This is a genomic window from Microtetraspora sp. AC03309, assembly GCF_020826795.1.
Classification (GTDB): Bacteria; Actinomycetota; Actinomycetes; order Streptosporangiales; family Streptosporangiaceae; genus Microtetraspora; species Microtetraspora glauca.
The window spans coordinates 63888-78836 of the sequence record NZ_JADDIL010000041.1; the positions used below are offsets into that span (position 1 = coordinate 63888).

The following is a 14949-nucleotide window of genomic DNA, read 5'->3' on the forward strand; positions in this document are numbered from 1 at the left end:
CTGTCTGGTAGCCGGGCATAGAGAAGAAGCTAGGCTCGGGGATATAACGGCGGAACGACGGCCTTAAGCAGGCGGGGTGCGCATGACGGTACGGCGGGTGATGGGCATCGAGACCGAGTACGGCATCGCCGTACCCGGGCAGCCCGGGGCGAACGCGATGGTGACCTCTTCGCAGGTCGTCAACGCGTACCTGGCGGCCTCGGCCGCGAGGGCCCGCCGGGCTCGGTGGGATTTCGAGGAGGAGAACCCGCTCCGCGACGCCAGGGGGTTCGATCTCGCCAGGGAGGTGGCCGACCAGAGCCAGCTCACCGACGAGGACCTCGGCCTCGCCAACGTGATCCTGACCAACGGCGCGCGTCTCTACGTCGACCACGCCCACCCGGAGTACTCCACGCCCGAGTGCACCAACCCGCGGGCCGCGGTGATCTGGGACAAGGCGGGGGAGCGGGTCATGTACGACGCCGCCGTCCGCGCCTCGGCGATGCCCGGCAACGCGCCCATCCAGCTCTACAAGAACAACACCGACGCCAAGGGCGCCTCCTACGGCTGCCACGAGAACTACCTCATGCGCCGGGCGACGCCGTTCGCCGACATCGTGCGGCACCTGACGCCGTTCTTCGTCTCGCGTCAGGTCGTCTGCGGCGCGGGCAAGGTCGGCATCGGGCAGGACTCGCGCGGTGAGGGCTTCCAGATCAGCCAGCGCGCCGACTTCTTCGAGGTCGAGGTCGGCCTGGAGACCACGCTCAAGCGGCCGATCATCAACACACGGGACGAACCGCACGCCGACCCGGAGAAGTACCGCCGGCTCCACGTCATCATCGGCGACGCCAATATGTCGGAAATTTCGACATATTTGAAGCTAGGGACCACGGCGCTGGTCCTCGCCATGATCGAGGACGGGTTCCTCACCGTGGACCTCTCGGTCGAGTCGCCCGTCGCCGCCCTCCGCGCGGTCTCGCACGACCCGACCTGCAAGTACGAGATCACCCTGCGCAACGGCCGCAAGATGACCGCCGTGCAGCTCCAGATGGAGTACCTCGAGCAGGCCCGCAAGTACGTCGAGGACCGCTACGGCGCGAGCGTCGACGACATGACCAAGGACGTGCTCAACCGGTGGGAGTCGGTGCTCACCCGGCTCGCCGAGAATCCGATGCAGCTGTCACGCGAGCTCGACTGGGTCGCCAAGCTCGAACTGCTCGAGGGCTACCGCACCCGAGACAGCCTGCCCTGGTCGCACCCGCGGCTCCAGCTCGTCGACCTGCAGTACACCGACATCCGGCCCGACCGCGGCCTCTACAACCGCCTGGTCGCCCGTGGCCGCATGCAGCGCCTGGTCACCGAGGACGACGTGGAGCGCGCGATCGAGCTGCCGCCCACCGACACCCGTGCCTACTTCCGCGGGCGGTGCCTGCGCCAGTACAGCGAGTCCGTCGCGGCGGCCTCGTGGGATTCGGTGATCTTCGACATCCCCGGCAGGGAGTCCCTGCAGCGGGTGCCGACCTTGGAGCCGCTGCGCGGGACCAAGGCTCACGTCGGCGACCTGCTCGACCGCTGCCGCACCGCCGCGGCCCTCGTGGCGGCCCTGACCGGCGACAAGTGAGCGCCCCGATTCGCGGAGCGTTCGACGGCACGGACTGTTCGGAATCTACGTCGTAAAGGCGCGGGCCGGTGGCACCTCGGGCCGCCGGCCGGGAGGCGCCGCCGAGATGCCCAGCCGCCGCAGCACGCCGACCAGGAGCGAGACCGCCGCCTTCGCGGTCAGCCGCGCGTCCGGGTCGCGACGCAGCAGGCCCTCCATCACGGGGCCGAGCGGGCCCGCCCGGTGGGACGGCTCCGGATCGCCGTCCAGCGCCCGTTCGAGCTCGGTGAGCGATCCCGCCTCCGCGTAGGGGGGACGGCCCTCCACGGCGCAGTACAGCGTCGCGCCGAAGGACCAGAGGTCCGAGGCGACGGTCGGCTGCCCCCCTGTCACCCGTTCGGGCGCGAGATAGGCCGCCGTACGGACGACGGGGATCGTGGTCGAGCCGGAGCCCTGGATCGCCGCCATCCCGAAGTCGGTCAGCACGACGCGGTCCTCGGTCAGCAGGACGTTCGCCGGCTCGATGGCGCCGTGGATCACTCCCGTCTCGTGCGCGTGGCGTACGCCGGCCAGAAGCTGGAACCCCACCCAGGCGGACCAGTGCACCGGCAACTGCCCGAGATGGCGGATCGTCTCCTCCAGGGTCAGGCCCTCGAGGAGCTCCGTCACGATCCACAGGCGGCCGTTCGCCTCCAGCAGGTCGTGCACGGTCACCACGGCGGGATGACTCAGCCGGGCGGCCGAGCGGGCTTCCCGGAGTGCCCGGCGGCGCGCGGTCTGCAGGTCGGGCTCGTCGTCGTGGTGCGGCGGCCGCAGCTCCTTGATCGCCACATTGCGCCGCAGTCGCGTGTCGTGCGCGTGCCACATCACCGCTCCTCGCCCGCGGTTAACGGCGGAGAGCAGCCGGTAGCGATCTCCCAGCAATTCGTGATCCGTTCCCATGAGCCACCCCCCTGGCATGACACGGCCCCTATGTCTCCCGGGTACATATTGTGGTCGCAAAAAGGATCACCGTTGACCGTGGCACGCCTCCACCGGTGGTAACGATCCGGTCTACGGGACGATCTTGGCTGCGTACTCCCCGGAGCGGGTACGCGCCGACGGTTCCGGGAAGCCCGTGGGACAAGGGCGTGGGGTGGCTGACTTGCTTTCCCGCCGCGCGGAGGGTTGGCTATCTGGACCGCCTTCCGGAGCCGGGTGAAAGATCGCGGGCGATCCGCGCGAATTGTCGCCCGGTTCGGGGAAGATACGAAGTAGAGGCATCCCCCGAGCGGAGGTATCCATATGGCGACGAGGGACACCGGCGGCCAGAAGCAGACGGGCCGTCAGGAGAGCGAGGTCGAGGAGACCGAGGCGCAGGCGACTCCCGATGTTCAGGAGCGTCACGAGAAGCTCACCGACGACGTCGACTCCATCCTCGACGAGATCGACGAGGTCCTCGAGGAGAACGCGGAGGAGTTCGTGAGGTCATACGTCCAGAAGGGCGGAGAGTAAGGCCGGGGACGGCCGCCGAGGGGAGGCCCGGGTCCGGAGCCGGCCGCGGACGTTCGCGGAGCTCAGGGTCCGGGCCGGCACCTTTCTCATCAGGTCAGGCCCACAACTGAACGGTAACGATCTCGAAGGGGCGCAGCGGGAGCCGTACCGAGCCCGCTGAGACCTCGAGCGGGGCGGCGGGAGAGCCGAGCGCGTCGGCGAGACGCGCGGCGGTGAAATCTCCGTGGACGACGGCCTCGGTCGCCACCGGATGCTCGGCGACCAGGCGCATCTCCAGCCGGCCGTCCCTCTCCCGGAGCGCGGCCATCACCACGCCGTCGCCCGACACCGTGAGTGCCCGCCCCGCGAGCACCGCCGACCCGGCCAGGTCACCGGCGGCGGTGACGGTCCCGGATCCGGGTACGGCGAGCAGATCATGGCGATACTCCTCGGCCAGGCGCACCAGCCCCGCCTCCTCCCAGCCGCCGGCGTACGGCAGGACCGCGAACCGCACCGAGAACGGCCCCTGGCACTGGGCGGCCGGCGTCGCGAGCTGCGGCCCGGCCGGTTCGTCCCGATAGGGGTTCCGGTTCCGCGACAGGTAGCCGACCGATCTCATCAGCGTGAGCGCCAGTTCCCCGGGCTCGTGCGCGCCTCCGGCCCGCCCGGCCGCCGGGCCCAGGGCATCGACGCCGCCAGAGGAGTCGCCCGAGCCACCGGCACTCAAGCGACCGGAGTCACCCAACGCTCCAGAGCCGCCGGAGGGATCAGAGCCACCCGGGACTCGGAAGCCACCTGAGCCGCCAGAGGGGTCAGAGCCACCGACTCCGTGGCCCCCGGAGCCATAGGAGCCGCCGGAGTCTCCAGGGCCGCCCGGGATCAGTTCGTATTCGGTGACGTGGTCGAGCAGCACCGCCAGGCCGCCGGCCGCAACGAACCCCTCTGCGGGGAATGTCGGGATCGGCCGCTCGCCCCCGCTGACCTCGGCGCCGGTTCGCGAGCCGGCTGCCGCGCCGTCCTCCGTGTGGCCGCCGTTCGTACGACGGTCTTCCGGGGTCGCGCCACGCCGTACGACCGCGAACTGGCCCTCCGCGAACGACTCGGCCGCCGGGCGGGCGAGCGGCGCGTGCCACCGGAGGCGGTGGTCGCGGCACCGCACGTCCAGGTCGATCGCGCACCGGACGAACGGCTCGCCCGCGCGCAGCTCCACCCGCGTCGTGACCACCGTGCCCGAAGTGACCACCGTGCCCGAAGTGACCACCGTGTCCGAAGTGGCGATCGTGTCGGCAATGTTCGTTGAGCCGGGGGCGTTCACCGTGCCGGCGATGTTCACGGTGCTGGGGGCGTTCATCGTGCCGGTGCTGTTTCCCTTGCCCGGCGTGGCCTCCTGGGGGACGTCGTCCTCTGACGACCCGTCCCAGCCGGTCGGCGCGCCGTCGGCGGGCCATTCGTACGAGCGGGAGACCTCCAGCACGGACACGAGCGGCCCGCGGCAGATCTCCTCCACCTTGACGTACGCGGGCCGGTCCACGATCCGGTCTTCCGGAGGGGGCGCGTAGTTGTAGGTGTCCCCGATGTCTCCGCCGTGCGAGATCCGGCCGACGCCGTGCACTTCCGTGCCGTCCCGGCCGCGCAACGACAGCGTGCCGTCCTCGGCGACGGTCACGCGCAGCAGCCCGTTGTCCAGAGTGCCCTCGGGGGCGGCGAGCGCGGCAACCGCCTCCGGAGTGCGGGTGAGCGCGACGTGCCCTCCCGCGCCGGGTTCGGCGGTGAGGACGGAGCGGCCCAGCGGCGGGACGGTGACCTGCGCCGCGACGGTGACGACCGGTTCGGCGAGCGTCAGGACCCGCCACGGTCCCGGACCGGCTCCGAGGATGGCCCGGCGCAGGTCCTCGTAGGCGTAGCCGCCCGACGCGTGCCTGCTCACCGTGATCGTGAACACGCCGTCCCCGATCTCCCAGGAGACGATCTCCTGCCCGAACAGCTCCCGCTCGTGGACCCGGCCGAGGAGCTGGGAGAGGTCGTCCATGACCGTCTCGTCGAGCAGCGTGGGGGCGTGTTCCAGTCGCTGGACCGCCACGGTCCCGCCTGACGCGTCCGTCAGCCGGGCGCGGTGCTCCGGCAGGTCGGCAAGCACGAGCGCGGTCCGCTCGAACGGCGACGGGTTGACCACGACCAGCGCGCCGCGCGGTACGTGTGCGGCCAGCGTGGCGCTCACCAGGTCCACCACCGCCTGGCCGATCTGTTCCGCCTCCGCTATCCGCGCGGCGACCTGCTGGGCGGTCTCGTCCGCGCCGCAACCGGTGACGGAGTCGTGCCCGGAGCAGGCGATCAGCCGCCGCCACGCCAGGTCGAGCAGCCGGGCGGACGCCGTACGGTCGGCCAGCCAGAGCGTGGACAGCGGCTCGGCGTACCGGATGACGGCGCGCTCCGCGCGTGCCATCGCCTGCTTGAGAGGGACGCGGGCGGAGACGACACCGGGCAGGATGTTGGCCCGGGCGTGCGACCGCAGTTCGCCGCGGACCTCCGGCAGGTCCGAGGGGACCCCGGCCAGGTCCAGGTACTCCTCGAGGGTGGCGACGCGCAGGCCGTGCCCGGTGATCTCGGCCGCCGGAGCCGAGTGGTCCGCGCCGTACATCGCCAGCATGGGACCGTCCGGGCGCCACGGGCGCATGGAGGCGGCGAAGGCGGAGACACGGTCGGCTAGCCCTTCGGCCGGGCCGCTGAACAGGGCGACCGCGTTGCCGTACCCGCCGGGCAGATAGCGGGTGACGACGGTGGTGCCGTCGGCGCCCGTCCAGGCGAACGCGTCCCGGCCCACCGACTCGGGCACCCCGCGCCACAGGCACGCGCGGCCGAGTCCGGCGAGTGAGAGGATCTGCGGCATCTGAGCGCAGTGCCCGAACTGGTCCGGCAGGTAGCCCACCCGCATGGCACCACCGAGGGCGGCCGCGCCGCGCATGCCGTACTCCAGATTGCGGATCAGCGTCTCACCCGAGCAGAGGAACTCGTCGGCGAGGATCATCCAGGGACCGACGGCGAGCGTGCCCGCCTCGACGAACCTCCTCACGTCGTCCCGCCTCTCCGGGCGGATCTCGAGGTAGTCCTCGACCGCGGCCAGCTGCCCGTCCATGGTGAAGCGGTAGAGCGGGTCGGCCGACATGATGTCGAGGACCTCGTCCAGCATGCGGACGAGCCCCATGCGGAACCGGTGGAAGGGGAGGTACCACTCGCGGTCCCAGTGCGTGTGCGGGACGACGACGATCTCAGGGTGCACGCGTGCTCCTCAGGGGGTTGCGTCCGGGGGGCCGGTGGCGGGCGAGGCGTCCGGGGACGCGGCCGGGGAGGCGGCCTCGCCGCCGATCGGCAGGCCCGCGGACTCGGCGTGGCGCCGGATGATCCGCTGCGCCGTGACGATATCGCTCAGCGCGCCGTCCCGTCCGGTGAGCGGGGGTTCGTCCTGGGTGGCGAACCGGTGGAAGGCGACGAGCTGTCGTTCGAAGGCCTCCGCGACGTCCCGGAAGACGATCTTCCGCTCGGTGGTCCCGAGACGGGTCACCGAGGTGAGCGTCGTGGGCGTGTTCATCAGATAGGGGGACGGGAAGTCGAGTTCGAGCGAGCCGTGCTCGTGGTGGATCGTCACCCGCTCCTGGTAGGCGGGGTATCCCGCCAGGTAGTGCCACCGCAGGCCGTACCTGCCGGTGGCCAGGTCGCCGCTCGCCTCGATCGAGGGAGGGAAGACGTCGCCGGGCCAGACGGCGACGTGGTCCACGGTGCCGGGCGGTCCGGTGAACATCCGCATCAACGACAGGTCGTGGCAGAGACTGCCCAGCACGACCTGGGAGTAGAGCCGGCGCAGTCGTGGCGGCGCGTCCGCGCCCAGCGCCGTCGTGAGCGCCTCCTCGTCCGCCTCCAGGTATGGCGCGAGCGCCTCGGGCGTGGGGTGTGACGCCCGCGCCTTGGCGAAGAGGAGCTGGGACTCGGTGGACGGGTGCAGCACGGTCACGTCCAGATGCCGTACCGCCTCCGGGCCTCCGGCCTCGTGGAGGGCCTCGACCATCCGCTGGGTGGCCGGGTCGTACTGCTTCATGTATCCCACCATCAGGCGGGCGTCGCCCGGGATCCCGGCCAGCTCGGCCCGGCTGTAGGCGAGGGGCTTCTCGCACAGCACCCAGTGGCCGTGGTCGAGCGCGGCCCGGACCAGTGGCGCGTGCGACCCCGGGGTGAGCACGATCAGCGCGTCGAAGCCGCCCTTCCCGAGCATGGCCATGGGGTCGTCGAACGCGGCCACGCCCAGCTCTCCGCCGATCTTCGCGGCGTGGGCGTCGTCCAGGTCGCAGACGGCGCTGAGCTCGAAGAGGTCCCTGCGGCGGGCCAGCAGCGGCAGGTACATCACCTGCGCGGCGATCCCCAGCCCCACGATGGCGACCTTCATGGCTTCCCCCAATCACTTTGGGCCTGATCACCCGGAAACGTGCGCGGATGAGCGTGCTGCCCCGATTCGTGACCAGGTACAGATTCCCTGTGAAGCGCCCCGACATGCGACGACACGGCCCGCGGTCTGACAGGCGGGCGTCACGTGCACAGCGCGTGCAGGGCCGTCGCGTGCAGGGCCGTCGTGTACAGAGTCGTCGTGTACGGAGTCATCGCGTTCAGGGCCGTCACGTGCACAGGGCCATCACCTCGTTCCTCGGCGTCTCCAGCCGATGCGCGCCCGGCCTGGCGGGGAACGCGGCCCGGTCGCCCCGGACGACGGCACGGGTCTCGGGCCCCCACAGGACCAGGCCGTCCGCCCCGATCGCGACGAACTCGTCCCCGTGGCGCAGCAGGAGCGGGCCGTCCGGGGAGGCGGACACGGCGGTACGGCCGTCGGCGAGCGCGGCGATGATGCCCGCCGTCCCGGCGGCGGGATCGGCGAGCACCCAGGTGGTCGGCGCTCCGGGCGGATGCCCTTCCTCCGGCCGGTGGTAGTCGCTGCCGCCGACCACGACGAGGTCGTCCGCCCACGCCTGTCCCCAGGCGAGCGGGGCGCCCCAGGTGCGGTCCCACCAGCTCCAGTGCCACAGCTCGGCGATCCTCGGCCGGTCCGGCGCCATCGGATGCCGCCACGAGCAGTCACCGGCGACCGGGTGGTTGATCGACAGGACCCCGCCCCGATCCCGTACGGCCTTCGCCCATTCGTCCGGCCCCTTGCGGAAGTCCACCCAGCCGACGTCGCCGAACGCGTTGGCGTGGCCGAGGTCCGTGGTCACCTCCTGCCCGGGGAGGAGCAGGATGCCCGCCAGCGCGGAGGCCGAGGAGAGTTCCGCGTGGTGGCTGACGGTGTTGTGGTCGGTGACCGCGAGGAAGTCGAGCCCGCAGTCGGCGGCGAGGCAGGCCAGTTCGTGGACGCCGAGCGAGCCGTCGGAGTGCGTCGTGTGCGCGTGCAGGTCGCCGGCGAGCCAGCGCAGCCCCTCGAGCGCGGGCGCGCCGCGCCGGGAGGCGGCCGGTTCGCGGTGTTGCGCGCGCGGCGCCCGCACGCCTCTGGCCGGATGATCGCGGGGCACCGCCGGAGGCCGCCGGTGCGCGATCACCGTGATCTTGTATGGCAGGCCCTCGTCGGGGATCCGGTAGAGCCCGACGAGCACCAGCCAGACGCCCGGCTCGATTTCACCGGGAAGGTAGCCCGGGGTGGCCCAGTCCGCGGTGACGGTGTACTCCGACCGCGCCCCGCCCGACCAGCCCCGGAAGCCGCGTGGCCCGGCACAGCCGAGATCGAGGGTTCCGGCGGTCCGGTCGTAGGAGAGCCGGACCGTCACGGCGGCGGTTCCCGGAGGCAGCTCGACGGGCACCTCGCGGACCGGGCCGGAGATCCGGTCGGCGAGCGTCCACACGCCCTTGATCGTCGTCATCGGGCGCCGTCCGCCGGGAGGGGCGAAACGAGCCGGTCGTCGCGGTAGACGAGCGCGCGGCCCGGCCGGGGGACCGCCCACGCCGCCGTGCCCGGGGCGGGCTCCTCCCCTTCGGGGACGACGGCCTGGATGAGGTGGTCTCCGGATTCGAGGGTGACGAGATGGGCCGTTCCGAGGTTCTCCACGACCGCTACCTTCCCCGCGAAGGCGTCATCCCTCGGCGATAGCGACAGATCCGTATATTCGGGCCGCAGGCCGTACACGATCGGGCCGTCGGAGACGCCGGCGGGCAGGGGGAGGACCGCCCCGGCGACCCGCAGAGCGCCGTCCCCCGCGACTCCGGGCAGCAGGTTCATGGGCGTGGAACCGATGAAGGAGGCCGTGAACGTGTTCGCCGGCCTCCGGAAGATCTCCGACGGGGTGCCGACCTGCATGAAACGGCCCGCCGACATGACCGCGATCCGGTCGGCGAGCGCCAGGGCCTCGCCCTGGTCGTGCGTCACGAACACGGTGGTCACCGCGAGTTCGCGCTGCAGTCGTTTGAGGAACGTCCGGGCCTCCAGGCGGAGCCGGGCGTCGAGGTTGGACAGCGGCTCGTCGAAGAGGAAGACCTTCGGACGGCAGGCGACGGCCCGGGCCAGGGCGACCCGCTGCTGCTGCCCGCCGGAGAGCTGGCCGGGCCGGCGGGCGAGTAGGTCGGACAGGCTGAGCAGGGACGCGGTCTCGGCCGCCTTGGCCTCGCGCCGGGCTCGGGGGACCTTCTTGATCCGCAACGGGTAGGCGATGTTGGCCGTGACGTCCATGTGGGGGAAGAGCGCGTAATCCTGGAACACCATGGCGACGTCCCGCCGCCCGGGAGGAACGGACGTCACGTCGACCCCGCCGATCCCGATATTTCCGGATGTAGGGGTTTCCAGGCCCGCGATCGTCCGCAGCAGCGTCGTCTTCCCGCACCCGGACGGCCCGAGCAACGCGAAGAACTCGCCGTCGGCGATCTCCAGATCGAGCCCGTCGAGCGCCCTCACCCCGCCGGGGAACTCCTTGGTCAGCCCGCCTAACACGATCACCTCTTGATCCCTCCGTGGAAGCGGAAGCCGTACCTGCGGCTGACGAACACGTACATCACCACCACCGGCAGCGAATAGAGCAGCGAGAACGTCGAGATCAGGTCGAGCCGCGGCGCGCCGCCCTCCGTGTACAGCGTGTAGAGGATGACCGCCCCCGGCGCCTTGTCCGGGTCGCGGAGCAGGATGAACGGCTGCAGGAAGCCGCCCCACACGTTGGCCACCGCCCACACCGCGATCGTCGCCAGGCCCGGCCGTACCAGCGGGATCACGACATGCCGCAGAATCTGCAGCGGCGACGCGCCGAACACCCGCGCCGACTCCTCGTACGACGTCGGCGTGCCGTCCATGAAGTCCTTCATGATGAAGATCGCCGCGGGCAGCAGCCCGCCGGACATCGTCAGCACCACACCCAGATGAGTGTCGATCAGGTTCAACCGGGTCGCCAGCTCGAACAGCGGAACCATCGCCGCCGTCCCCGTCACCACCGACGACAGCAGGAGCAGCACGTACAGCAGCGCGTTCCGGCCCGGCACCCGCACTCTGGACAGCGCGTACGCCGCCAGAGCCGCGAGCGTCACGACCAGCGCCGCGCTTCCCCCCGCCTGGATCAGCGAGTTCCGCAACGACGTCAGGGCGTACGGATTGTCGAGCAGCGCCCGGAAGTTCCGGAGCGTGAAATCCGGCACCGACATCGCGATCCCCGGATGGCCGTCGAACGGAGCCGTGGCCAGCCACAGCAACGGCAGCGCGAAGAACCCCAGCACCAGCGCCAGGAACGTCGCCCGGCCGATCACCCCCAACGCATGCCGTCCCGCGCCGTTCATCGGCCCGCTCCGCCCGGTGCCCGTCGGCCCGCCCCGCTCGCTGGGCCGCGGGCGTCCTCGCGGCGGGTGCGGAGGAGACGCAGATACACGAAGGCCAGGACCAGATTGATGATCAGGACGAGGAACGAGATCGCCGCTCCGAAACCGAGGCGCCCCCCGCTCAGCGCCACGTTGTAGATGTAGATCGGCAGGATCTCCGAACGACCCTCGGGCCCCCCGGCCGTGATCTGGAACGCGGAGAAGTCATTGAACGTCCAGAGACTGATCAGCAGCAGGTTCGTCAGGACATGCCCCTTGATCCGCGGCACCACCACATCCCTGAGCTGCTGGAACGTGGACGCCCCCGCCAGGCGTGCCGTCTCCAGATGGGAGGGCGGCACGTTCGCGAGCGCCGCGCCGTACAGCATCATCGAGAACGCCGTCCCACGCCACACGTTGAAGACGATGATCGACGGCATCGGATGGTCGAGCAGCCACGCCAGCCCCGGCGTATGCAGCAACGCGTTCAACGTGCCCTCGTCCCGATCGAGCAACGCGATCCACAGGAACGCCACGACCGACGACGGCAGGATCCACGCCAGCAGCACCAGCCCCTCGGTGACCCGCTTCACCGGCCCCCGCCGGTCCCGCAGCACCCAGGCGATCGAGAACCCCAGTCCCGCCTGCCCGATCACCGCCGAACCCAGCACGTACTGCGCCGTCAACCACAACGACCCCCGGAAACGCTCGTCGCCCAGCGCCGCGGTGTAGTTGTCCAGCCCCACCACCCGCGGCTCCGCCGCCTCCAACCCCGTCAGCCGATAGTCCGTCAGCCCCAGATAGATCGTCCACAGCGCCGGGAAGACCAGGAACACCCCGATCAGCACCAGGGCGGGCAGTACGAACCCCACCGCACGCCCCCGGCCCAGCCCCGCCGCGTCGGTGCTCATGCGCTCGCTCCGCTCGCGGGCTCAGGGCGCCCCTTGTGGCGGCTCATGCGCTCGCTCCGCTTCGCGGGATCATCGGGCGACGTTGGGGGCACCGACGATGGCTTCGAGTTTGCGCTGGTACGACGCGGCCGCCTCGTCGACGGACGTGCCGGACACGACGTCGGCGGTGGCCTCCTGCAAGGCGACCGAGACCTGCGGGTAGACGGCCAGCGGCGGACGGTACGCCGTGACCGGCAGCACCTCGTCCGAGACGAACTTCAGCATCGGATCGACCCCCAGCACCTGGTCGTTCACATCCGTGCGGGAGGTGATCCGCGCCGCGCCCGCGAGCTGCGCCGCCGTCGCCTCGGCCGAGTGCATGAACGACAGCAGTTCCCAGGCCAGCTTGGGATTCTTCGAGAACGGATTCAGCACCCGTACGGCGCCGCCCGACATGCTGACGGCGTCCTGGCCGCGGATGCCCGCTCCCGGGCGCGCGGCGGGGATCAGGGCGTACCCGACGTCAGCGTCCCGGTTCGCCATGGGCGCGACCCCGGCCGTGGGCTCGATCACGGCCCGCCAGAAGTAGTCGCCCTCCGCCAGGATGCCGATCTTGCCTTCGGCGAACCGCGCGAACGACTTGTCCCTGCCCTGCGCCTCCTGCTGCAGCTTCGGATCACCCAGCCCGGTGGTGTAGATCTGCCGGTAGAAGCCCAGCACATCCTTCAGCGCCTGCGACGCGCCGGTCCACTTGCCGTTCGCGTAGATCTCGGCGCCCGCGCCGGCCAGCAGCGGAAGCGCGCCCTGCATGGTCGTGGCCTCGCCCATGGCCGTGCCGGCGTCGACCTGGATCGGGATGGGCACCCCGGCCCTCTTCAGCGCGGCGCCCGCGTCGAGGATCTCCTGCCAGCTCGCCGGCCGCCAGTCGGACGGCAGACCGGCCTTCTCGAACAGCTTCCTGTTGTAGTAGAGGACCCGTCCGTCCGTGCCCTGCGGCAGGGCGTACCGCTTGCCGTCGAAGATGCCGAGCCCCTGCACGGCCGTGGGGATCTGCCCCCAGCCCTCCCAGGAGTCCGCCTCGGGCCCGGCCACCTCGGCCAGCGGTTTGACGTATCCGGCCTGGGCGAACTCGCCGACCCAGATGCCGTCCAGGTCGATCACGTCCGCGCCGGTCCGCGACTTGAGGTCCAAGGCGATCTTCGTCTTGTACTGCTCGTCGTCGACGCCGCTGGGCTGGAAGAGAACGTGGACGTCCCGCCCCTTCGCCTTCTGCGCGGCCTCGAAGCGCGGGATCACCCACTGCTTGGTCCAGTCGGCGGACTCGGCGTTCTTGCCGCCGGAGATGGCGTTCGCGGTGATGACGAGGGTGATGGCGCCGTCCCCCGATCCACCGTCGGTCCCACACCCCGCCAGAGCCAGTACGGCTGCCGCCAGGATCACGAGCGCAGGCTTCATGGACGACCTCCCCGTCGAGGTTAGGACGTACAGACAAATCGACACTCGCACGTTATGACTTGGCGGTAAAGAACGAGTTTGCCTGGCCGGTAAGGGCTCGCGCGTTCCGGGCGGTTCGCCCTTAGCTGATCGGGAAGAGTGCAACCAGCGCCGCGACATGAGTAGGGTCGGTTCGTAACAACGCACGCTTGGAGGGAGTCGCGTGGCATCTCAGCAGGCCTGGATGAGCAACCTCTTCACGAACACGGGGTCCTCGTCGTTCACCGAGTTTCTCGGCGCACACGCACCGGATCTGCTGCCGACCCGCGCGCAGGCGCTGGCCGCTCCGGTCGGAGACCAGATCCCGCACGCGACCACGATCGTGGCCGCGACCTGCGCCGGAGGCGTGGTGATGGCCGGTGATCGGCGCGCCACCTCCGGCAACATGATCTCCCAGCGGGACATGGAGAAGGTCTTCCGCACCGACGACTACTCCTGCATGGGGATCGCCGGGACCGCGAGCACCGGCATCGAGGTGGCCCGGCTCTACCGCGTGGAGCTGGAGCACTACGAGAAGATGGAGGGCCGCTCGCTCTCCACCGAGGGCAAGGCCAACCGCCTGGCCGCCATGATCCGCGGCAATCTCGCGATGGCGATGCAGGGACTGGTGGTCGTCCCGCTCTTCGCCGCGTACGATCCCGACCGCGACGCCGGGCGGATCTTCGGATACGACGTCGGCGGCGGGCCGTACGAGCAGCGGCAGTACCACTCGATCGGCTCCGGCTCGATCTTCGCGCGTGGTTCCCTGAAGAAGCTCTACCGGGAGAACGCGACCCCCGAGGACACCGTGCTCACGTGTCTGCAGGCCCTCTACGACGCCGCCGACGACGACTCGGCGACCGGCGGGCCGGACGTGACGCGGAAGATCTGGCCGGTGGTCTCGGTGATCACCGCGGACGGCTTCCGCCGCCTGTCCGACGAGGAGGTCGCTGAGTACGTCCATGGCATGCTCGACGCCCGGATGACGGACCCCGACGGCCCCACCGCCCCGCTGCGATAACTCGAAGAGAGGATCACCACCGGTGTCCATGCCCTTTGGATATGCCTCACCCGAGCAGATCATGCGGGACAGGGCGGAATATGCGCGGAAGGGCATCGCGCGAGGCCGCAGCGTGGTCGTCATGCAGTATGCCGACGGCATCCTGTTCGTGGCGCCCAACCCGTCCAAGGCGTTGCACAAGATCAGCGAGATCTACGACCGGATCGGTTTCGCGGCGGTCGGGCGGTACAACGAGTTCGAGTCGCTCCGCCTGGCCGGCATCCGCTACGCCGACATCAACGGCTACACCTACAACCGCAGCGACGTGACCGGCCGAGGGCTGGCCAACCTCTACGCCCAGCAGCTCGGCATGATCTTCACTGAGTCGATCAAGTCGCTGGAGGTCGAGATCGTGGTCGCCGAGGTCGGCGAGGACCCCGGGCGGGACCAGATCTACCGGCTCACCTTCGACGGCTCGGTCTTCGATGAGCAGGGCATGGCCGTGATCGGCGGCCAGGCCGAGGCGGTCGGCAGCCGGCTGAAGGAGCGCTACAGCGAGGGCCTGCCGCTCGCTCAGGCGCTCGACGCCGCGCTGTTCGCCCTCACCGAGCCGGGAGGCGAGCGCCCGTCCCCCACCCAGCTCGAAGTGGCGGTCCTCGACCGCAACCGCGAGCACCGCAAGTTCCTCCGGCTCACCGGCCCCCGTCTGCAGCGACTGATCGAGGAGGCCGCTC

General features: G+C 70.7%; 12 protein-coding genes. 4 read left to right on the top strand and 8 right to left on the bottom strand.

Annotated features, from left to right (window positions below; translation table 11 throughout):
• Window positions 1-82: 82 nt before the first annotated feature.
• Entirely contained in the window at window positions 83-1600 is a 1518-nt protein-coding gene (dop, locus tag IMZ11_RS23895; protein WP_228644589.1) for a depupylase/deamidase Dop, read from the top strand.
• Between the two features lie 45 nt (window positions 1601-1645).
• Here the strand turns inward: dop and IMZ11_RS23900 are convergent, their stop codons facing one another.
• On the bottom strand, window positions 1646-2539 hold the full coding sequence (locus IMZ11_RS23900; RefSeq protein WP_308066837.1) for a serine/threonine-protein kinase: 894 nt from the start codon (window positions 2537-2539) through the stop codon (window positions 1646-1648).
• Window positions 2540-2863: 324 nt separating this feature from the next.
• Here IMZ11_RS23900 and IMZ11_RS23905 point away from each other — a divergent pair, with 324 nt between their 5' ends.
• Window positions 2864-3073 carry a ubiquitin-like protein Pup gene (locus IMZ11_RS23905; RefSeq protein ID WP_061255672.1) on the top strand — a complete coding sequence of 70 codons (210 nt, stop codon included), beginning with the start codon at window positions 2864-2866 and terminating at the stop codon, window positions 3071-3073.
• A gap of 94 nt (window positions 3074-3167) precedes the next feature.
• On the opposite strand, the gene IMZ11_RS46295 is transcribed toward IMZ11_RS23905, so the two are convergent.
• From IMZ11_RS46295 to IMZ11_RS23940, 7 genes are all read right to left on the bottom strand, one after another.
• Window positions 3168-6329, bottom strand: a complete 3162-nt coding sequence (locus IMZ11_RS46295; protein ID WP_308066838.1) for an alpha-mannosidase — start codon at window positions 6327-6329, stop codon at window positions 3168-3170.
• Between the two features lie 9 nt (window positions 6330-6338).
• Entirely contained in the window at window positions 6339-7487 is a 1149-nt protein-coding gene (locus IMZ11_RS23915; RefSeq protein WP_061255674.1) for a Gfo/Idh/MocA family protein, read from the bottom strand.
• A gap of 226 nt (window positions 7488-7713) precedes the next feature.
• Window positions 7714-8943, bottom strand: a complete 1230-nt coding sequence (locus tag IMZ11_RS23920) for a CehA/McbA family metallohydrolase (protein WP_228644579.1) — start codon at window positions 8941-8943, stop codon at window positions 7714-7716.
• Entirely contained in the window at window positions 8940-10010 is a 1071-nt protein-coding gene (locus tag IMZ11_RS23925) for an ABC transporter ATP-binding protein (protein ID WP_228644580.1), read from the bottom strand. The genes IMZ11_RS23920 and IMZ11_RS23925 overlap by 4 nt, the downstream gene beginning before the upstream one ends.
• Window positions 10007-10834, bottom strand: coding sequence for a carbohydrate ABC transporter permease (locus IMZ11_RS23930; protein ID WP_228644581.1), 828 nt, complete (start codon window positions 10832-10834; stop codon window positions 10007-10009). The genes IMZ11_RS23925 and IMZ11_RS23930 overlap by 4 nt, the downstream gene beginning before the upstream one ends.
• Window positions 10831-11763 carry a carbohydrate ABC transporter permease gene (locus tag IMZ11_RS23935; protein WP_228644582.1) on the bottom strand — a complete coding sequence of 311 codons (933 nt, stop codon included), beginning with the start codon at window positions 11761-11763 and terminating at the stop codon, window positions 10831-10833. Before IMZ11_RS23935 ends, IMZ11_RS23930 begins: the two co-directional genes overlap by 4 nt.
• A 69-nt stretch (window positions 11764-11832) precedes the next feature.
• A complete protein-coding gene (locus IMZ11_RS23940; protein WP_228644583.1) occupies window positions 11833-13197 on the bottom strand; it encodes an extracellular solute-binding protein in 1365 nt (454 codons plus the stop codon).
• 223 nt (window positions 13198-13420) lie between these two features.
• On the opposite strand from IMZ11_RS23940, the gene prcB reads away from it, so the two are divergent.
• Window positions 13421-14236, top strand: a complete 816-nt coding sequence (prcB, locus tag IMZ11_RS23945; protein ID WP_228644590.1) for a proteasome subunit beta — start codon at window positions 13421-13423, stop codon at window positions 14234-14236.
• Window positions 14237-14264: 28 nt separating this feature from the next.
• On the top strand, window positions 14265-14949 hold a 685-nt coding region (gene prcA / locus IMZ11_RS23950; protein ID WP_228644591.1), incomplete at its 3' end, for a proteasome subunit alpha.

Bases quoted from the DNA above. Each gene is read 5' to 3' on its own strand.
- IMZ11_RS23935 (WP_228644582.1), bottom strand. From the start codon at position 11,763: ATGAGCACCGACGCGGCGGGGCTGGGCCGGGGGCGTGCGGTGGGGTTC.
- IMZ11_RS23920 (WP_228644579.1), bottom strand. From the start codon at position 8,943: ATGACGACGATCAAGGGCGTGTGGACGCTCGCCGACCGGATCTCCGGC.
- prcB (WP_228644590.1), top strand. From the start codon at position 13,421: ATGAGCAACCTCTTCACGAACACGGGGTCCTCGTCGTTCACCGAGTTT.
- dop (WP_228644589.1), top strand. From the start codon at position 83: ATGACGGTACGGCGGGTGATGGGCATCGAGACCGAGTACGGCATCGCC.
- IMZ11_RS23900 (WP_308066837.1), bottom strand. From the start codon at position 2,539: ATGCCAGGGGGGTGGCTCATGGGAACGGATCACGAATTGCTGGGAGAT.
- IMZ11_RS23930 (WP_228644581.1), bottom strand. From the start codon at position 10,834: ATGAACGGCGCGGGACGGCATGCGTTGGGGGTGATCGGCCGGGCGACG.
- IMZ11_RS23905 (WP_061255672.1), top strand. From the start codon at position 2,864: ATGGCGACGAGGGACACCGGCGGCCAGAAGCAGACGGGCCGTCAGGAG.
- IMZ11_RS23940 (WP_228644583.1), bottom strand. From the start codon at position 13,197: ATGAAGCCTGCGCTCGTGATCCTGGCGGCAGCCGTACTGGCTCTGGCG.
- IMZ11_RS23915 (WP_061255674.1), bottom strand. From the start codon at position 7,487: ATGAAGGTCGCCATCGTGGGGCTGGGGATCGCCGCGCAGGTGATGTAC.